The 17,106-nt window shown below is 53.2% G+C and carries 19 protein-coding genes; 14 read left to right on the forward strand and 5 right to left on the reverse strand.

Translation table 11 applies throughout. The features are described from left to right. Nucleotides 1-4 precede the first annotated feature (4 nt). The 3 genes from ACT3R7_RS10080 to ACT3R7_RS10090 form a co-directional block, all read right to left on the reverse strand. A complete protein-coding gene (locus tag ACT3R7_RS10080) occupies nucleotides 5-796 on the reverse strand; it encodes a MetQ/NlpA family ABC transporter substrate-binding protein (protein ID WP_193091681.1) in 792 nt (263 codons plus the stop codon). Nucleotides 797-900: 104 nt separating this feature from the next. Next, nucleotides 901-1,554 (reverse strand): methionine ABC transporter permease, encoded by a 654-nt coding sequence (locus ACT3R7_RS10085; protein ID WP_192538275.1) that lies wholly within the window; start codon nucleotides 1,552-1,554, stop codon nucleotides 901-903. After that, nucleotides 1,535-2,578 carry a methionine ABC transporter ATP-binding protein gene (locus ACT3R7_RS10090; RefSeq protein WP_193091680.1) on the reverse strand — a complete coding sequence of 348 codons (1,044 nt, stop codon included), beginning with the start codon at nucleotides 2,576-2,578 and terminating at the stop codon, nucleotides 1,535-1,537. The genes ACT3R7_RS10085 and ACT3R7_RS10090 overlap by 20 nt, the downstream gene beginning before the upstream one ends. 468 nt (nucleotides 2,579-3,046) lie before the next feature. On the opposite strand from ACT3R7_RS10090, the gene ACT3R7_RS10095 reads away from it, so the two are divergent. The 10 genes from ACT3R7_RS10095 (at nucleotide 3,047) to moaE (ending at nucleotide 10,869) form a co-directional block, all read left to right on the forward strand. Beyond that, on the forward strand, nucleotides 3,047-3,673 hold the full coding sequence (locus tag ACT3R7_RS10095; protein WP_193091679.1) for a riboflavin synthase subunit alpha: 627 nt from the start codon (nucleotides 3,047-3,049) through the stop codon (nucleotides 3,671-3,673). A 198-nt stretch (nucleotides 3,674-3,871) separates the two neighbouring features. After that, nucleotides 3,872-5,170: an NCS2 family permease gene (locus tag ACT3R7_RS10100; RefSeq protein WP_193091678.1), complete on the forward strand. Its 1,299-nt coding sequence runs from the start codon at nucleotides 3,872-3,874 to the stop codon at nucleotides 5,168-5,170. Nucleotides 5,171-5,208: 38 nt separating this feature from the next. After that, nucleotides 5,209-5,754, forward strand: a complete 546-nt coding sequence (locus tag ACT3R7_RS10105; protein WP_192538271.1) for an adenine phosphoribosyltransferase — start codon at nucleotides 5,209-5,211, stop codon at nucleotides 5,752-5,754. Between the two features lie 8 nt (nucleotides 5,755-5,762). Further along, the gene (gene gpt, locus ACT3R7_RS10110; protein ID WP_018917220.1) at nucleotides 5,763-6,251 is read left to right on the forward strand and encodes a xanthine phosphoribosyltransferase; all 489 of its coding nucleotides are present in this window, start codon (nucleotides 5,763-5,765) and stop codon (nucleotides 6,249-6,251) included. Then, nucleotides 6,244-6,927, forward strand: coding sequence for a uracil-DNA glycosylase (gene ung, locus ACT3R7_RS10115; protein WP_193091677.1), 684 nt, complete (start codon nucleotides 6,244-6,246; stop codon nucleotides 6,925-6,927). Before gpt ends, ung begins: the two co-directional genes overlap by 8 nt. Before the next feature lie 97 nt (nucleotides 6,928-7,024). Continuing rightward, a complete protein-coding gene (upp, locus tag ACT3R7_RS10120) occupies nucleotides 7,025-7,654 on the forward strand; it encodes a uracil phosphoribosyltransferase (RefSeq protein WP_018917218.1) in 630 nt (209 codons plus the stop codon). 105 nt (nucleotides 7,655-7,759) lie between these two features. Continuing rightward, the gene (locus ACT3R7_RS10125; RefSeq protein ID WP_018917217.1) at nucleotides 7,760-8,992 is read left to right on the forward strand and encodes a uracil-xanthine permease family protein; all 1,233 of its coding nucleotides are present in this window, start codon (nucleotides 7,760-7,762) and stop codon (nucleotides 8,990-8,992) included. A gap of 39 nt (nucleotides 8,993-9,031) precedes the next feature. Beyond that, nucleotides 9,032-9,580, forward strand: coding sequence for a molybdopterin-guanine dinucleotide biosynthesis protein B (gene mobB, locus ACT3R7_RS10130; protein ID WP_192538268.1), 549 nt, complete (start codon nucleotides 9,032-9,034; stop codon nucleotides 9,578-9,580). A 29-nt stretch (nucleotides 9,581-9,609) separates the two neighbouring features. Further along, nucleotides 9,610-10,410: a cyclic pyranopterin monophosphate synthase MoaC gene (moaC, locus tag ACT3R7_RS10135; protein ID WP_192538267.1), complete on the forward strand. Its 801-nt coding sequence runs from the start codon at nucleotides 9,610-9,612 to the stop codon at nucleotides 10,408-10,410. 3 nt (nucleotides 10,411-10,413) lie between these two features. Continuing rightward, nucleotides 10,414-10,869 carry a molybdopterin synthase catalytic subunit MoaE gene (gene moaE / locus ACT3R7_RS10140; RefSeq protein WP_193091676.1) on the forward strand — a complete coding sequence of 152 codons (456 nt, stop codon included), beginning with the start codon at nucleotides 10,414-10,416 and terminating at the stop codon, nucleotides 10,867-10,869. Nucleotides 10,870-10,922: 53 nt separating this feature from the next. Here moaE and ACT3R7_RS10145 read toward each other — a convergent pair whose 3' ends face one another. Further along, nucleotides 10,923-12,500: a ribonuclease J gene (locus tag ACT3R7_RS10145; protein ID WP_193091699.1), complete on the reverse strand. Its 1,578-nt coding sequence runs from the start codon at nucleotides 12,498-12,500 to the stop codon at nucleotides 10,923-10,925. Between the two features lie 335 nt (nucleotides 12,501-12,835). On the opposite strand from ACT3R7_RS10145, the gene purU reads away from it, so the two are divergent. Continuing rightward, nucleotides 12,836-13,690 (forward strand): formyltetrahydrofolate deformylase, encoded by an 855-nt coding sequence (gene purU / locus ACT3R7_RS10150; RefSeq protein WP_192538265.1) that lies wholly within the window; start codon nucleotides 12,836-12,838, stop codon nucleotides 13,688-13,690. A gap of 149 nt (nucleotides 13,691-13,839) precedes the next feature. Here the strand turns inward: purU and lexA are convergent, their stop codons facing one another. Then, a complete protein-coding gene (gene lexA, locus ACT3R7_RS10155; protein WP_192538264.1) occupies nucleotides 13,840-14,514 on the reverse strand; it encodes a transcriptional repressor LexA in 675 nt (224 codons plus the stop codon). Nucleotides 14,515-14,831: 317 nt separating this feature from the next. Here lexA and ACT3R7_RS10160 point away from each other — a divergent pair, with 317 nt between their 5' ends. The 3 genes from ACT3R7_RS10160 to nagZ all read left to right on the forward strand — a co-directional run bounded on the left by ACT3R7_RS10160 (nucleotide 14,832) and on the right by nagZ (nucleotide 17,094). Beyond that, the gene (locus tag ACT3R7_RS10160; RefSeq protein WP_192538263.1) at nucleotides 14,832-15,509 is read left to right on the forward strand and encodes a TetR/AcrR family transcriptional regulator; all 678 of its coding nucleotides are present in this window, start codon (nucleotides 14,832-14,834) and stop codon (nucleotides 15,507-15,509) included. Further along, a complete protein-coding gene (locus ACT3R7_RS10165) occupies nucleotides 15,487-16,014 on the forward strand; it encodes a L,D-transpeptidase (RefSeq protein ID WP_193091675.1) in 528 nt (175 codons plus the stop codon). Before ACT3R7_RS10160 ends, ACT3R7_RS10165 begins: the two co-directional genes overlap by 23 nt. 75 nt (nucleotides 16,015-16,089) lie before the next feature. Continuing rightward, a complete protein-coding gene (gene nagZ / locus ACT3R7_RS10170) occupies nucleotides 16,090-17,094 on the forward strand; it encodes a beta-N-acetylhexosaminidase (protein WP_193091674.1) in 1,005 nt (334 codons plus the stop codon). The last annotated feature ends 12 nt before the right edge of the window (nucleotides 17,095-17,106 follow it).

Consider the following 17,106-nt stretch of genomic DNA (forward strand, 5'->3'; position numbering starts at 1 on the left):
GGGGTTATTCGGTCCAGCTCGGTACGGCAGCGCCTTTAAATAACTCTTCAGCTTTAGCCGCGACTTCGTCGCGCTGATAAGCATCAACCAGCTGACGAATATCTTCACGCTCTTCGTCACCACCGCGAACGGCAATAAGGTTCACGTAGGGCGATTCAGGGCCTTCTTTGATCAGGGCATCGTCAAGCTTCAAGCCAGCTGGCTGAGCGAAGGTGTTATTGATAAAAGCCATATCCACATCGCGCAGTATACGGGGAAGCTGGGCGGCCTCAATCTCACGGAAGCGGAAGTTGTGCGGATTCTCGGCGATATCGATCGGCGTGGCTTCCAGGTTCTCCGGATCGTTCAGTGTGATCAGGCCTTCGTTATGCATCAAAATCAGCGCACGCCCTTCGTTGGACGGGTCATTGGGCAGAGCAATCTGCGCTCCGTCGGGCAGGTCTTCAATGCTGTCGAATTTTTCTGAATAAGCACCGATCGGGTAAACAAAGGTATAGCCCGCAACGGCAAGATCATAGCCGCGGTCGCTAACCATGGCATTCAGGTAGGGGGCGTGCTGATAAGCATTGGCATCAAGGCTACCGTCTGCTAGTGCAACATTGGGGGTTACGTAATCGGTAAATTCGATAATTTCGACATTAAGGTCGTATTCTTCTTTAGCAATACGCGCTGCCACTTCCATAACTTCGGTTTCAGGGCCGGCAACGGTGCCCATTTTGAGCGTGCGCGTTTCTGCATTTGCCACGTTAACTGCCAGTGCCAAAGCTGTCAGGCTACCAATTATAAGTTTTTGCATATAAGTCTCCTAATGCGTTGTTCCACCATGAATTGATAATGCTGGAATAAGAAAAATAATTCTAATGTTTTTTTGTTATAAATCCGTATAGGCAATGTCTATCATTATTTACGGTCGCTTTTACGCACCAAGTAATCACCCAGGCTTTGAAAGCCTTGCACCATGATCACCAAAATAATTACGGTAATCAGCATGATAGTAGGGTTGAAACGGTTGTACCCATAACGGATACCCAGATCCCCCAGGCCGCCACCGCCTACAGCGCCCGCCATGGCAGAATAGCTAACAAGTGTTACCAGCGTAATGGTAAGGCCCGTAATAATGCCGCCCCGCGCTTCGGGGATAAGCACCTTGCGAATAACCTGCCAGGGCGTTGCGCCCATGGATTGAGCAGACTCAACCAAGCCTGGAGATACCTCATTGAGCGCACCTTCTATCAGGCGCGCCACAAAAGGGATGGCCGCAATGGTTAAGGGTACCGAGGCGGCATTAATCCCTATGGAGGTGCCCACCAGCATGCGCGTGAAGGGGATGATGGCCACCATCAATATAATGAAGGGAATCGAGCGGCCAATATTGGTAATAATGCTTAACGTCTGATTAAGTACCGGCTGGGCTAGAATTTGGCGTGGGCGTGTCACATACAGCAAGACGCCTAACGGTAGGCCGAGCAGCGTTGATATGACGCCGGAGATCGCCACCATATACAGCGTATCCAGCGTGGCCTGTAAAATAAGGTCAAACATTGCGCTGGACATAACCAAGTACCTCGACTTCTAACTGGTGAGACTGAAGATAATTCATCGCTTTTTGCGTCTGCTCGGTGGTGCCGAGTAGTTCCGCAATCATAAGCCCTAAGGTGCGGTCCTGAATGGACTCCACTTTGGCTTGTAGAATGCTTACATCTACATTGCATTCACGCGCCAGGCGCGAAATAAGCGGTGTCGAAACGGCATCGCCCGAGAACGTCAGGCGCACCACAGGATGAGTGGCCTCGCTTGGCGTTGCGCTCAAGCGTTCAATAAGCTCCTTGGGCGGGCTGAGTTGAAGAAAATCGTTCAGGAACTCACGACCCAGCTGGGTGCGTGGCGCGGTAAAGAAGTCGCCGACTTCCGCATCTTCCACCAGTTTGCCGTTAGAGATAAGACTCACTCGGTGGCAAATTGACTTAACCACTTCCATTTCATGGGTGATCAATAAAATAGTGATACCCAACTGCTGGTTGATATCGCGCAGAAGCTCAAGAATGGAGCCGGTGGTTTGCGGGTCGAGTGCTGACGTTGCTTCATCGCATAACAGGACGTTGGGCTTGCTAGCCAGGGCGCGAGCGATAGCAACGCGCTGCTTTTGACCACCAGATAGCTGGGCAGGATACTGTTTGGCTTTATCAGCCAACCCTACCATTTCAAGTAATGGCAATACGCGGCTTTGAATAGCGTTGCGCTTTTCACCCATCAGTTCAAGGGGCAGGGCAACGTTATCAAACACGTTACGCGTGGTCAGTAGGTTGAAATGTTGGAAAATCATGCCAATGCGATGGCGCGCCTGGTTCAGAGCACCGCCGCTCAAGCGGGTCATTTCCTGGCCATCTACCGTGACGCTGCCTTGGGTAGGGCGCTCAAGAAGGTTCACGCAGCGAATTAGCGTTGACTTGCCCGCACCGGATAAGCCGATAACGCCATGGATAGTACCTTTGGGCACACATAAATTAACATCGCTCAGGGCATGAACGGCACTGTCGCCGCTGCCATAGGTTTTACTAACGTTACTAAGTTCAATCATAGCGTCTGCCTTAATGGGAGGCCTTAGACGGAGTGCGAGGGAGCAAGCGCAGGGCGGGATATAAAAAAAAGGCCACCCTGACGGGTGGCCATCAACGCTGGACACACCCTTTTAGCTGCACTTCACCAAATCATTGATTTGATGGACGCCCGCAATATGGGTACAAATCGGCGTCATTACATGGGCCAAAAGTCTAAAGAGCAGCCCCCAGGTTGTCAATTGAAACCGGCTGATTTTACGTTGGACATCGCTTCGTCAGAGGTATTTGGTAAATTTAGCCACTGTTTTGGTGTATTTAACTTTTCATAGCGGAATCAAGGCTGATAATTAATGCCAGGGCGAGCCATATATTCTTAGGCTTATTAGCCGCGCGATAAGCGCATTATTTTGTTCAGGAGCGTAAACTTGCGCCTTTGTTAATTCATGTTTGAATAAGCGCTTTCAAGATGACGTACTAGAGGATTCATTATGTTTACCGGCATCGTGCAGGGTATCGCGACCGTAGTAGAGGTGCATGAACTTGACGAGTTTCGAACCCATGTAGTGGCTATGCCTGCGGCCATGCGCGAGGGATTGGAAATCGGTGCCTCAGTGGCCCATAACGGGGTGTGCCTCACCGTTACCGGGATTAACGGCGATAACGTTAGTTTCGACTTGATGCGGGAAACCCTACGATTGACTAATCTTGGTGCACTTGCACCGGGAGGAGGCGTCAATATTGAGCGTGCCGCCCGGTTTGGTGATGAGATTGGTGGGCACTCCATGTCTGGTCACATTATTTGTATGGCAAACGTGGTGGCCATCGAAGAAGCGCCTAATAATCGTCGGCTATGGTTTGCCTTACCTGACACGATTGGCCGCTTCGTTTTTGAGAAAGGCTATATCGGGGTGGATGGTATTAGCTTAACGGTTGGGGATGTACGCTGTGCATCAGACGACAACGGTATTGAGTTCAGCGTTAATCTGATTCCGGAAACGCTTTCTCGCACAATGCTCAGCGAGCGCCTGCCTGGCGATGACGTCAATATTGAGATTGACCCGCAAACCCAGGTCATTGTTGAAACCGTTGAGCGTGTGTTGGCCAAGCGCGCATAACGATTTGGAACCAAGCTAACTGACCGATTGGTTAGTTGATGGCCTGAAGATTGCTAGCGTTATTACTGGCGGAGGCTCTTCCGCCTCAACTGGCTGCGCGTTTGGTACTCGCATCACACGGTACCTTTCGGTAACATGTGCGGCTTTTCTCGCTCCAAGGGGACGCATTTTGCGTTTGCGCGAAGGATAAAAACATTCATGAAACTTCTGGATAACTATTTCAATCTGACCGAGCTGAACACGAATGTGAAGACGGAGGTTGTTGCCGGGATCACGACGTTCCTGACCATGGCCTATATCATATTCGTGAACCCCAGTATTTTGTCAGAAGCGGGCATGGACTACGGCGCCGTCTTTGTGGCGACCTGCTTGGCGGCGGCGATTGGCTGCTTCGTCATGGGGCTTTGGGCTAATTACCCTATCGCTCAGGCACCCGGTATGGGGCTTAACGCCTTTTTCACCTATGGCGTGGTACTGGGCATGGGCTACACCTGGGAAGCCGCACTGGGCGCGGTCTTCTTTTCGGGCCTGACCTTTTTCTTGCTGAGTATTTTTAAGATTCGCGAGTGGATCATTAACTCCATTCCCATGTCGCTGCGTTTAGGGATCGCGGCGGGGATTGGTCTTTTCCTGGCCATGATTGCGCTTAAAAACTCCGGCATTGTGGTCGCTAATCCGGCGACCTTTGTCTCAATGGGCGATCTGTCACAGCCTGCGCCTTTATATGCCCTGCTAGGCTTTTTTGTGATCACTGCGCTGTCTTACCTGCGGATCAAAGGTGCAGTGTTGATCGGTATCCTGGGTATTACTCTGCTGGCGATGCTGCTGGGTCACAATGAGTATGCAGGGTTGATGTCAATGCCACCGTCTATCGCGCCTACCTTTATGGCGATGGATTTGATGGGCGCATTGGATGTCGCAATGCTTAGCGTTATCTTCGCGTTTTTGTTCGTGGACCTGTTTGATACATCCGGCACGCTAGTGGGCGTTGCTCACCGGGGCAAGCTGTTGGATAAAGATGGTAAATTGCCGCGTATCGGGCGCGCCATGATGGCAGATAGTACCGCGTCCATGGCTGGGGCGGCGCTGGGCACCTCGACCACCACCAGCTATATCGAATCAACCGCGGGTATCGCCTCTGGTGGGCGAACCGGGTTAACCGCCGTAGTGGTTGGCGTGTTGTTTTTAATCAGCCTTTTCTTTGCGCCTCTGGCGGGCTCCATACCCGCGTATGCCACGGCAGGCGCTCTATTGTACGTGGCGGTTCTTATGGCCGGCAGTTTGGCTCATGCGAACTGGGAAGATCCGACCGATGCAGCACCGGTACTGATTGCTGCACTGGCGATGCCGCTCACGTTCTCTATTGCTGACGGTATTGCCTTAGGGTTTATAAGCTTTGTGGGTATTAAAGCGCTGTCTGGCCGGTTTAGTGACCTGAACCCGGCCGTTGTGATCCTTGCATTGCTGTTTGCAGCGAAGTTTCTATTCTTGGGTTAAGCGCCCAGGCTATTTATTATTAATCTATGAGAGACGCGATGAGCATCTACGGCGACTACATTAAGTCGGTTATTCGCACCGTTCCTGATTGGCCTGAGCAGGGGGTGAACTTTCGAGATATCACTCCGTTATTACAAAACAGTGCGGCTTTTCGCAAGCTGATCGACAGTTTTGTACATCGCTATCAGGAAATGAATTTAGATGCCATCGCGGCGATTGATGCGCGTGGTTTCATTATCGGTGCGCCGCTTGCCTATGAGCTGGGCTGTAGCTTTGTACCGGTTCGTAAAAAAGGCAAACTGCCTTTTAAAACGATCAGTGAAACCTACAAGCTGGAATACGGCCATTCTGAAGTTGAGCTGCATTCTGATGCGTTTCAGGAGGGTGACCGGATCCTGCTGATGGATGACCTGATTGCCACTGGTGGCACTATGTTGGCCGCCGCCAACCTTATCCAGCGTTCTGGCGGACAAGTAGTAGAAACTGCCACGATTATTGACCTACCCGAGTTGGGCGGTTCTCAGAAAATTCGCGATGCTGGTTTTAGCGTATTCGCGGTATGTTCTTTCAACGAAGACGAGTAACGCCTCTCATGAGCAGCGAACGCTATCACCAGCATTTCACCATTTCCTGGGACCAGTTGCACCGCGATGTGCGCCAGCTTTGCCATCAAATGATCGAGCGGGACTTTAAAGGTATTGTGGCGATCACCCGGGGTGGATTAATTCCGGCGGCACTCATTGCCCGCGAACTTAACGTGCGCCTGATTGATACGATCTGTATTAAAAGCTATGACCATATGGATCAGGGCGGCCTGAATATCATGAAGGGCGTTGACCACGATGGTGAAGGTTGGCTGTTGGTCGATGATCTGGTGGATACTGGTAAAACCGCGCGTGCAGTGCGTGAAATGATGCCGAAAGCCCATTTTGTGACTATCTATGCTAAGCCAGAAGGGCGTCCTTTAGTGGACCAATATCTCACTGAAGTGGCTCAGCAATGCTGGATCCAGTTCCCTTGGGATATGGGCGTTGCATATGTAGAGCCACTTGTTGACCAAGTTAAAAGGAATTATGACTAATCCACTGACGAACGACTGGGGCCAATGGCTCGGTGATGAGTTTCAAGCAGATTACATGAAGGCTTTGAAACAGTTTTTGGCCCAAGAGAAAACGGCTAAAAAAGTTATTTATCCCCACTCTTCCAATTGGTTTCGGGCGTTTGAGCTGACGCCATTGAAAGATGTAAAAGTCGTTATCCTCGGTCAGGACCCCTATCACGGGCCTAACCAGGCGCATGGATTAAGCTTTTCCGTTCAGTCGGGGGTGAAAATCCCCCCGTCACTTGTCAATATTTATAAAGAGTTGGCAAGCGATGTAGGCTTTAAGCCGGTACGCCATGGCAGCCTGGTTAGCTGGGCTACCCAGGGAGTGCTGCTGTTAAACACGGCCTTGACCGTTGAGCAGGGTAATGCTGCCTCTCACCGGGGCAAAGGTTGGGAGCAGTTTACGGATCGAGCAATCGAAACGGTAAGCCAGCATGCTCCGCCGTGCGTGTTTTTATTGTGGGGCAGCCATGCGCGCCAGAAAAAAGCGCTAATCGATCAGCAGCGCCATTTAGTGTTGGAGTCGCCCCATCCTTCGCCGCTGTCTGCTCATCGTGGTTTTTTTGGCAACCACCAGTTTTCTCAAGCGAATCAGTTCCTGGTAGAACAGGGGCGTTCGCCTATTGACTGGCAACTGCCCGAAAGCGCTTAACCTAGTGGTCAGATACAGGTAGAATGGCGCGCAATTTTGTATGCCTGAAGATGCGACCTACGTCGCCATCCTGATATCCCTGCAGTGAGGAAGCCCCATGAGTGTCTACGCCATTAACCATCCGCTTGTTCAACATAAGCTGGGACTGATGCGCGAAGTTGATTTAAGCACTAAAAGCTTTCGTGAACTGGCAGGTGAAGTGGCCAAGCTCTTGACCTATGAGGCGACCAAAGGCCTGGAGCTTGAAGACCATGAGATTCAAGGTTGGAATGGCGAGCCTATCGCTACGCGCCGCCTTAAAGGTAAAAAGGTCACTGTCGTCCCTATTTTGCGCGCTGGCTTAGGTATGCTTGAAGGCGTGACGGATCTGATTCCCAGTGCGCGCGTCAGTGTTGTGGGCCTTTACCGTGATGAAGAAACCCTGCAGCCGGTTCCTTACTTTGCGAAATTCGCCAACGATATTGAAGAGCGTATGGCACTGGTCATTGATCCGATGTTGGCAACCGGCGGCTCGATGGTCGCAACGCTTGATATGCTGCGCGAGCGTGGCTGCGAGCATATGAAAGTGATTGTTCTGGTCGCGGCACCAGAAGGGATCAAACGGGTGCAGGAGGCTTATCCCGATGTTGAAATTTATACCGCGTCGGTAGACGACCGGTTGGATGAAAACGGCTATATCGTCCCAGGCTTGGGAGATGCCGGAGACAAGATTTTTGGAACGCGCTAAGCGCTCCGTCTGATATTGCCCCTTGCGCTTCGCGCTAGGGGCATTTTTTTGCCCTCTCAATTTTTGCCCCCTCAATATGAATAACAAACCCTTAGGAGTTGTGTGATGAGTGATGCTGTCAGCCAGCCAGAGTCATGGCCAAAGGTACTGCTGACCGGTGCGCAAATGCTGTTTGTCGCCTTTGGCGCGTTGGTGTTAGTGCCGCTGTTAACCGGGCTGGATCCAAGCGTCGCGCTGTTCACTGCCGGTGTGGGTACGTTGGTATTTCACGCGGTCACGAAAAAGACGGTGCCGGTATTTCTGGCCTCCTCGTTTGCTTTTATCGCGCCCATACAAGGCTCCATTGCAAGCTTTGGGGTATCGGCCACCATGGGCGGGTTAATGGTGGCAGGCTTGGTGTATGTCGCCATTTCTCAGGCCGTGCGTCTACGTGGGGTTGGCTGGCTTAACCGCTTACTGCCTGCTGTCGTGGTGGGGCCGGTCATCATGGTGATTGGCTTGGCGCTGGCGCCTGTTGCGGTAAGCATGGCAACCGGTGAAACCAGCGATAATATCAGCTATGGACAAGCCATTTTCTTATCGATGGCTAGTCTGCTGGTCACCTTGGTCTTGGCGGTCTTCGGCCGTGGCCTGTTACGCCTGGTGCCCATTATGGGAGGGATTTTTACGGGTTATACGCTGGCGTTGATTATGGGAGTCGTCGATTTCACCCCGGTTCGCGAAGCGGCCTGGCTGGCGCTACCCAGCTTTACCGCGCCCAGTTTTCATTGGGCGGCCATTTTATTCATGATTCCTGTCGCCATTGCGCCTGCGGTCGAACATATCGGTGATATGGTCGCGATTGGCTCGGTAACGCGGAAAAACTATTTGGAAAAACCAGGCCTGCATCGCACGTTATTAGGCGATGGTTTGGCGACGACGGTCGCGGCGTTGTTTGGCGGGCCACCCAATACAACGTATTCCGAAGTGACTGGGGCGGTAACGCTAACCCGTGCCTTTAACCCTACCTACATGATTGTGGCAGCCGTGCTTGCCATCGTACTGGCGTTTGTGGCCAAGCTGGGGGCGCTTTTGCAAACCATCCCTGGACCCGTGATGGGCGGTATCATGACACTGCTGTTTGGCTCAATCGCCGTGGTGGGAATGAATACGCTGGTACGTGCCGGGCAGTCGTTAACGGCGCCACGTAATCTGGTGGTGGTATCCTTGATTTTGGTTTTCGGGATTGGCGGCATGCAGTTTGGCGAAGGTCAGTTCACGCTACAGGGCGTTAGCCTGGCCGCACTTGTGGGGATTGCGTTAAATTGGCTACTGCCGCGCGAGCGGGAAGGTGAGTAAGCGACGCATGTTAAACGCTGTTAGAAGGAGTATGGGGAGATGGTAGGCAGCATAACGACAACGTTTCCTGTACTAGGTATTGCCGCCTGGAGTGGAACGGGTAAAACCACGCTACTGACCCAATTACTGCCGCGATTACGCGAGGCAGGGCTGGATGTTGGCGTTATCAAGCATGCCCACCACAACTTTGATGTAGATAAGCCTGGCAAAGACAGCTATCGGCTGCGCAGTGCCGGGGCGTCTCCAATGCTGGTCGCATCACGGCAACGCTTTGCACTCATGCAGGAAACGCCCGACCAAGAGGAGCCTGACCTGGGCGCGTTACTGGCGATGATGGCTCATCATCAGCCGGATCTGGTCATTGTAGAAGGATTTAAAGCATGGCCCATTCCCAAACTTGTACTGTATCGTAAGGGCATTGGAGAGACATCAATTCTTGATGATGCAACGCTACAAGCCGTCGCGCTCGACGCAGAGGCACCGATTGAACTTAGCCCCTCAGTGGCCCTGTTAGACCTGAATGATCTTGATGCGATTACCCGCTGGGTGCTTGCCTGGGTGAGCACCCAACCCAACAGTCCAGCTTAAAACGATGGCTTCAAACGATAGGTGAAAACATGCAGCTAACCCACCTCAATACGCGTGGTGAGGCTAATATGGTTGATGTTGGTGATAAGCGCGAAACGCGCCGTGAGGCAGTCGCTTCGGGGCGGATTATCATGCAGCCTGAAACGCTTAACTTGCTAAGTGACGGCAAGCTTCCCAAGGGCGATGTTATTGCCACTGCGCGTATCGCCGGTATACAGGCCGCCAAACGTACCCATGAGCTGATTCCGCTTTGCCACTCCCTAGCGCTTTCTAAAGTATCGATAGAGTTTGAGATCGACCAGCAAGACAGCTGCGTCAAGGTGACGGCGCTATGCCGTTTGAATGGGCGTACCGGTGTTGAGATGGAAGCGCTGACTGCCGTATCGGTTGCTTGTTTGACGCTTTACGATATGTGCAAAGCCGTGGATAAAGATATGCGCATCGATGCTGTCCAATTGGAAAGCAAACACGGCGGCGTGCGGGGAGATTATCAGCGTGATGCCCGCCCAGCGGCGCCAATCGTAACAGGTGATGGGGCAACGGGAGAGGTAACCCTAGGAGAGCGCTGTGCCTCGCCTTGCGTTCGGGTAAAGTTCTTGGCCGAGCTGCGTGAGCGAGTAGGCGTGAGTGATATCGTGCTCGATCTGGAGCAAGTGCCCAGCTGCGATATTGCCGGTTTAAAAGCCGCTTTAAGCCAGCGTGATCCGCGCTTTAGCGTGCTCAACGACCAGCGTACGCTATGTGCGATTAATCAGGTCATGGCCAACGACAGTGCGCGTATTACCAACGAGGATGAGGTGGCGTTTTTTCCACCGGTGACCGGAGGCTAGATCATGAATATCCGGGTGCATGTTCAGGCTACACCGTTTGCGTTAGCTGATGGCTATGAGCAAGTGCTGGCACAGCGTACCGACATTGGCGCTGTCGTGAGTTTTACCGGCTTGGTGCGTGATTTCAATGAAACCCCGGATGTGACGGGGTTGACCCTTGAACACTATCCGGGCATGACGGAGCGAACGCTGGAAAGTATTGGTGAGCAGGCCTGGCAGCGCTGGTCGCTGCAGGCCGTGTACATCGTTCATCGTGTTGGGTATCTCACGCCAGGCGACCCGATCGTACGTGTGCTGGTCGCCAGCGCCCACCGACGCGAAGCCTTTGAGGCGTGCGACTTCATAATGGATTTTTTAAAGACCCAAGCGCCATTCTGGAAGAAAGAGCACTCGGGACAAGGCGAATACTGGGTAAAAGAGCGCACCACAGATACCCAGGATGCGGCTCGCTGGACGTAGGGCGGGCCTATGCTCTGGAACGCTAGCGCTTAGCCCTAAAACAAGGCTTACATTTATAAGGGCGCTTCGGCCGCCATAATTTGCAAATGTACGTCGGGCATATGCTGCATATGTTCTGCCAGCCAATGAATCAAGCGCGGCTGAAGCGCAAAGCGTAGGTCCGCTAACGTATCGGCTTCAATATCCTCAAGCTGATCATCCAGCCATTCACTAAAGCTATCTTCATCCAGGGGGCTTGCACTGCTGGTATCTAGCATCAGGCGGCCTATGCGCCACCAGCCTGTCTCACTAGCCGTGACCGGTAGCGCAAGGTACAAACTGCCTCGGCGGGCCGTGGCTTTAGCGTTTTCCAAGCCTGGATGTGGCACAACACTATTTTGATTAACGATGCAGGGTGGTTGGGGGTGGCGCGCTTCACAGCGGAGCCCCTGACCATCCAGCACGATAATGTCGCCATTCACGGGCGCTAAAGGCGCGCTAATATCAAGGGCTTGGGCAATGGCCTGATGCGCCTGCTGATGGCGAGCCTCGCCGTGTACCGGGATAAGGTGTTTTGGCCGTACCCACTGATAAAACTTGGTTAGTTCTTCCTGCGCCGGGTGCCCGGTAGCATGCAGCTCCGGGTGATTTATCTCATCAAAAATCGTCACCCCTAACTGCTTTAGACGCCGTTTTAGCTGCTCAATTGGGCGTTCGTTACCCGGAATGGTTTTGGCGGAGAAAATAACGTTATCGCCGGGCTCAAGGTCAATAAACGGATGGCGCCCCTGAGCAAGCCTTTGCAGGGCTGCACGCGGTTCACCCTGGCTGCCTGTAGCGATAATGACCACTTCATCTGGAGGTAAATAGCCAAGATCATGCGATGGAACGAGGGCTGGCAAGTCATCCATATAGCCAAGGCCTCGTGCAACACCCACCATCCGCTCCATTGAGCGACCCATTAAACTAATTCGGCGTCCACACTGGTGCGCCGCCCGGCCAATGGCTAATACTCGCGCTAGGTTGCTTGCAAAGCAGGAGACCACCACGCGGCCCTTGCATTCGCCCAAGGTTTTAGACAGCGCTTTAGCCACATCGCCTTCACTGCCCGAGTGACCCGGCAGAGGAGCATTAGTTGAATCCCCAACCACTAAATCAACCGGGGCGAGCGCCCGAAAATGGGCCGCATTAATGGGGTCACCAATAAGGGGGTTAGGATCCAGCTTCCAGTCACCGGTATGCAGTACGCGGTAGCCGCCAATCAGTATCATCAGCGCGCAGCTTTCAGGAATCGAATGGGTCAGAGGCATGTAGCGTACCGAAAACGGCGTGCTTTCCATTGCTTCGCCGGGCTCGATTACCTTGATGGCCGTACTGCTTAACTGATGTTCGGCGAATTTTAAGCGTAACAGGCCTGCGGCTAGCGGCGTTGCATAAATTGGACAGTTCCACTTGGGCCATAGCCAGGCAACCGCGCCAATATGGTCTTCGTGGCCATGGGTGATAAATAGCGCCTGGGGAGTGATGCCCAGGGCCTCCGGGGTATCCAGATTGGGCACTTGAAGTGGTGAATTGGGCAGATCCTGGCGAATCATCATGCCGCAGTCGACCGCGATCCAATGATCGTCGTATCCATATAGCGTTAGATTCATGCCGATTTCACCACACCCACCCAGCGGCAGTAGGCGCAGAGGAGGGCGACGGCGGGGACGAAGTTGAACGCGTGGTGGATGCATCAGTTATGAAAAGCCTAAAAAGTAATGCCTTAACTATACGGGAAGGCAGGGGCGGCTAACAATGACCATGGCATATGAGGCCGGTGCTTCGTGAAAGGTGTTCCGGTACACTAGGCGGTCTTTATTGTCGGCGCAGTGCTAGGTCTGTTCGCTGCGCCGTTGAACTGCCTTTGGCATTATCCTTTGTATGATCCATTGAGCTAACTACTGCATTACGTCAAAAGTATTTCGCAGATCAAAGAGTATCCCGTATGTCTCATTATTATCGTTTGGTCGTTTCCTGCCCTGATCAGGTAGGCATTGTTGCTCGTGTATCAAGTTTTATAGCTCAGCAGGGCGGTTCGATTACCGAAGCCAGCCAGCACTCTGACTTGCAAACGGGCCGGTTTTTTATGCGTTACGAAATATTGGCTGATTCACTAGGGATGTCCGCTGAAACGTTGCGCAGTGCCTTTGAACCGATCGCTCAAGAGTTTTCTATGCAATGGTCGCTGGTCGATACTCAAAAGCGCCGTCGGGTGGTACTGATGGTCTCGCGTGAGTCCCATTGCCTGGTGGATCTGCTGTATCGCTGGCAGGCGGGTGAGCTGGATTGCGATATCGCCGGTGTGATTTCCAATCACGAAGACATGCGTTCAATCGCCGAGTGGTACGGTATTCCTTATCACCATGTGCCGGTTGATCCGAACAATAAAGAAGCGTCGTTTGCCCAAGTGAAAGAGCATATCGATCATGCGCGCGCGGATTGCATCGTGCTGGCACGTTATATGCAGATTCTGCCGCCGTCACTATGCGAGCGGTATGCCGGTCAGGTGATCAATATTCACCACAGCTTCCTGCCCTCTTTTGCGGGTGCCAAGCCTTATCATCAGGCCTATGAGCGCGGTGTAAAACTGATTGGTGCGACCTGTCACTATGTGACCGAGGAGCTGGATGCGGGGCCGATTATCGAGCAGGATATCCATCGCGTGAGCCATTGCCATACACCCACTGATCTGGTTCGTTTTGGCCGCGATGTGGAAAAAGCCGTGCTGGCACGTGGCTTGCGCTGGCACCTGGAAGACCGCGTATTGATTCACGGTAATAAGACGGTGGTATTCAGCTAAACGCCCGTAGTTGCGTTTAAGCCAAAAAAAAGCGGGTGGCCATGGAAATGGCCACCCGCTTGAAAGCTATCAAGACGCTGTATTCTCTGTTCTTAAGAAATTATATTCTTAACACGATGCTCTGCCGCCAACTCACCACAAGCGGTACATTAGCCGAGTGCTTGACCGTTGCCGCCCCGGATAACGCCCACCCCGACGCCTTCAATATCCAGTGACTGAGTGCGCAAGTCGATTTCGATAGGGGCAAAATCAGCGTTTTCGGCCATTAACGTTACCTGATGGCCCTGACGCTTAAAGCGCTTCACGGTAACTTCATCTTCCAGGCGCGCGACAACGATCTGCCCGTCACGTACGCGGTCAGTGCGATGCACTGCCAGCAAGTCGCCTTCAAGAATGCCAACATCCTTCATCGACAGGCCGCGCACACGCAGCAGGTAGTCGGCCTTGGGCGTGAAGTACTCTGCTGGCAGCGGGCAGTAGCGGTCAATGTGTTCAGCCGCCAAGATGGGGCTGCCCGCGGCAACTTCGCCAATAACGGGCAAGCCGGCCGGGGGAAGATCACTATTGGCCGCCACAGGAGCAGGCGAATCGCTCACTTCCTGAACATCCTGGTTAGGCAGACGAATCCCGCGTGATGTATTGCGAATAATGCGGATCACACCCTTGCGCTCAAGCGCGCGCAAATGCTCTTCAGCAGCATTGGGCGATTTAAACCCTAGCGCTTTGGCAATTTCTGCGCGAGTGGGTGGATATCCGAATTCACCCATGGTTTTTACGATAAAATCAAAAACATGCTGTTGACGTGCTGTGAGTGGTCGAGACATACCAAACTCCATAAACGATAAAAGACAGTCGGTATCTGCCTGCTTGAACAATATGTGTTTAAGTATACAGTATGTTCCTCTGTCCAGTACACGGATAAAAATAGTGCTTAATAGAGGTTAGACAAGGACCTGGCGTCATTTGGCTAACGGCTAGGCTCAAACGTCAGCCGACCCCAATTCAGCGATGAGGTGTTTGAATTAACTTTAATGAGTTTTCTCATCGATTACAGGAGCTTCTCGTATCTAGGATTGAGCCCGTTAGGGTTATGGCATACTATTTCGGCATGTTTTAAACACTCGTTTTTCTGGAGGCCGAAATGGCACAATCTGATACGGTGTCGCGTATTCTTGATACCGCTGAGGTGCTGTTTGCAGAGCGTGGTTTTGCTGAAACGTCGCTGCGCAACATCACTAGCAAAGCCCGGGTCAATTTAGCGGCCGTCAACTATCACTTTGGCTCTAAAAAAGCCTTGATTCAGGCGGTCTTCTCACGCTATCTGGATCCCTTCACTCTGCGCTTTCATACTGCGCTCGACGAGCTAGAAGCTCGCTATACCGATAGCCATATCCCGTTGGAGGAACTGCTCGAAACCATGGCAACAACGGTGCTGGCAGTGCCCGCTGAGCGCAATAGTCTAAAAGTGTTTATGCGCTTGCTCGGGCTGGCCTATAGCCAGGCTCAAGGGCATTTACGGCGTCATATTCAAGAGCAGTATGGCGAGGTGTTCGCGCGCTTTACTGAGCTGGTCCGCCAGGCCACGCCGGATCTTCCTGATTCAGAACGCTTCTGGCGGCTACACTTTATGCTGGGTACCGTCATCTTTACCTTGTCGGGTCTGGATGCTCTACGGGATATTGCGGCTAAAGATTATCAAGAACAGGTCACCGTGCGTGATCTGGTACGTCGCTTGCGGCCAGTGGTCGTCGCCGCCATGAACGCGCCATTACCTCCGGCTGTAGAAGAGGGGCATCATGCGAACGCCAACGCTAGCTGAGCTGCCACCTAGCCAAACTGGCTGGATCGAGATTGATACCGATACACAGCAGTTGCGTTGGTGGCAGGGGCAAAAGGTGTGCTTTGAATGCGAAATATCGTCAGGCAAAGCGGGTGTAGGCCAACAGGAAGGTAGCGGTCAAACGCCACATGGCTGGCACTATGTGCGAGCGGCGATTGGCAAGGACCTGCCGATCAACGCGGTGTTTAGAGGTCGACGTTTTACCGGCGAGGTGTTTTCAACGCCGCTGGCCGAAGCAAACCCGACGCGTGACTGGATTTTGACACGCATTTTATGGTTGTGCGGTCTGGAGCGGGGATTCAACCGCGCAGGCTCGGTTGATTCTCAGCGCCGCTATATCTATTTGCACGGTACACCACCCAATCAGCCAATGGGAATGCCGGCTTCCCATGGCTGTATACGCTTACGCAATCAGGATCTGCTGTATGTCTTTGAGCGCGCGCTGCCTGGCACCCCCGTATGGCTTCATGGCAGCGATCAATAGCGGTCGCGGGTAAGGTTTTTTGACTCTGAGCGTTGATCGTCTAAAATCACCGGCCCTTTTGTTGGATCCATGATAATGACTCAACCTATTGGCCCGGTCATGCTCGACCTGGAAGGGCCGCGATTGAACAGCGCTGAAAAGCGCTTACTGCTTGAACCCGCCGTTGGTGGCGTCATTCTGTTTGCCCGTAATGTGGAAGACGCCTACCAGGTGCGCAAGCTGTGCAGTGATATCCGGCGTGTGCGCGGTGATCTGCTGCTGGCGGTAGACCAAGAGGGAGGCCGCGTTCAACGCATTAAAAAGGGGCTTACCCGGCTGCCAGCCATGGCCCGCATTGGTGAGCGCTATGTTCAGGACCCCGAAGAAGGCACCTTGCTTGCCATTGATGCGGGCTGGCTGCTAGGTATGGAAATGGCCGCGTGCGGGCTGGATATCAGTTTTGCGCCGGTACTCGATGTCGATAGCGGCATTTCCAGCGTGATAGGCGATCGTAGCTTTAGTGGTGACCCTCACCACGTAGCCCAACTAGGCGCGGCCTTTGTGGAAGGCTTGCACCAGGCAGGTATGGCGGCGGTAGGTAAGCATTTTCCTGGTCACGGCGGTGTAGCCGCAGATTCCCACGTTGCCTTGCCTGTCGATGAGCGTTCAATGGAGACGATTAAGCAACGCGACCTTGTCCCCTTTGAACGACTTGCCCCTAAGCTTGATGGCATCATGCCCGCGCATGTGATTTATCGAGCGTTTGATACACGCCCGGCGGGTTTTTCACCCAGCTGGCTGGGCATGCTGCGTGAATCGCTGGGCTTTAAAGGCTGCATTTTTTCAGATGATTTAAGTATGGCGGGCGCTCACGAAGCGGGCGAGCCACGTGAACGTGCCGCTGCTGCGCTCGCGGCTGGTTGCGATATGTTGTTGGTGTGTAACGACCGCGCCGCTGCCCTGGATGTGATAGATGCCTGCCAGGGGGTTGCCAATAAGCGACCTGCAAAACTGCGCTATGGGCGTGCACGCCCTGATTTGGATGCGCTGACGGCGCTGGGGCGCTGGCGACGAACGCATGCCAAGCTCGAAGCGCTCTAATCCCACCTGATT

Source organism: Halomonas sp. AOP43-A1-21 (assembly GCF_052376775.1).
In the GTDB taxonomy this organism is placed as follows: domain Bacteria; phylum Pseudomonadota; class Gammaproteobacteria; order Pseudomonadales; family Halomonadaceae; genus Vreelandella; species Vreelandella colorata.

Coding starts and splice junctions, on each gene's coding strand:
- ACT3R7_RS10080 (WP_193091681.1), bottom strand. CDS start 796: ATGCAAAAACTTATAATTGGTAGCCTGACAGCTTTGGCACTGGCAGTT.
- ACT3R7_RS10085 (WP_192538275.1), bottom strand. CDS start 1,554: ATGTCCAGCGCAATGTTTGACCTTATTTTACAGGCCACGCTGGATACG.
- ACT3R7_RS10090 (WP_193091680.1), bottom strand. CDS start 2,578: ATGATTGAACTTAGTAACGTTAGTAAAACCTATGGCAGCGGCGACAGT.
- ACT3R7_RS10095 (WP_193091679.1), top strand. CDS start 3,047: ATGTTTACCGGCATCGTGCAGGGTATCGCGACCGTAGTAGAGGTGCAT.
- ACT3R7_RS10100 (WP_193091678.1), top strand. CDS start 3,872: ATGAAACTTCTGGATAACTATTTCAATCTGACCGAGCTGAACACGAAT.
- ACT3R7_RS10105 (WP_192538271.1), top strand. CDS start 5,209: ATGAGCATCTACGGCGACTACATTAAGTCGGTTATTCGCACCGTTCCT.
- gpt (WP_018917220.1), top strand. CDS start 5,763: ATGAGCAGCGAACGCTATCACCAGCATTTCACCATTTCCTGGGACCAG.
- ung (WP_193091677.1), top strand. CDS start 6,244: ATGACTAATCCACTGACGAACGACTGGGGCCAATGGCTCGGTGATGAG.
- upp (WP_018917218.1), top strand. CDS start 7,025: ATGAGTGTCTACGCCATTAACCATCCGCTTGTTCAACATAAGCTGGGA.
- ACT3R7_RS10125 (WP_018917217.1), top strand. CDS start 7,760: ATGAGTGATGCTGTCAGCCAGCCAGAGTCATGGCCAAAGGTACTGCTG.
- mobB (WP_192538268.1), top strand. CDS start 9,032: ATGGTAGGCAGCATAACGACAACGTTTCCTGTACTAGGTATTGCCGCC.
- moaC (WP_192538267.1), top strand. CDS start 9,610: ATGCAGCTAACCCACCTCAATACGCGTGGTGAGGCTAATATGGTTGAT.
- moaE (WP_193091676.1), top strand. CDS start 10,414: ATGAATATCCGGGTGCATGTTCAGGCTACACCGTTTGCGTTAGCTGAT.
- ACT3R7_RS10145 (WP_193091699.1), bottom strand. CDS start 12,500: ATGAATCTAACGCTATATGGATACGACGATCATTGGATCGCGGTCGAC.
- purU (WP_192538265.1), top strand. CDS start 12,836: ATGTCTCATTATTATCGTTTGGTCGTTTCCTGCCCTGATCAGGTAGGC.
- lexA (WP_192538264.1), bottom strand. CDS start 14,514: ATGTCTCGACCACTCACAGCACGTCAACAGCATGTTTTTGATTTTATC.
- ACT3R7_RS10160 (WP_192538263.1), top strand. CDS start 14,832: ATGGCACAATCTGATACGGTGTCGCGTATTCTTGATACCGCTGAGGTG.
- ACT3R7_RS10165 (WP_193091675.1), top strand. CDS start 15,487: ATGCGAACGCCAACGCTAGCTGAGCTGCCACCTAGCCAAACTGGCTGG.
- nagZ (WP_193091674.1), top strand. CDS start 16,090: ATGACTCAACCTATTGGCCCGGTCATGCTCGACCTGGAAGGGCCGCGA.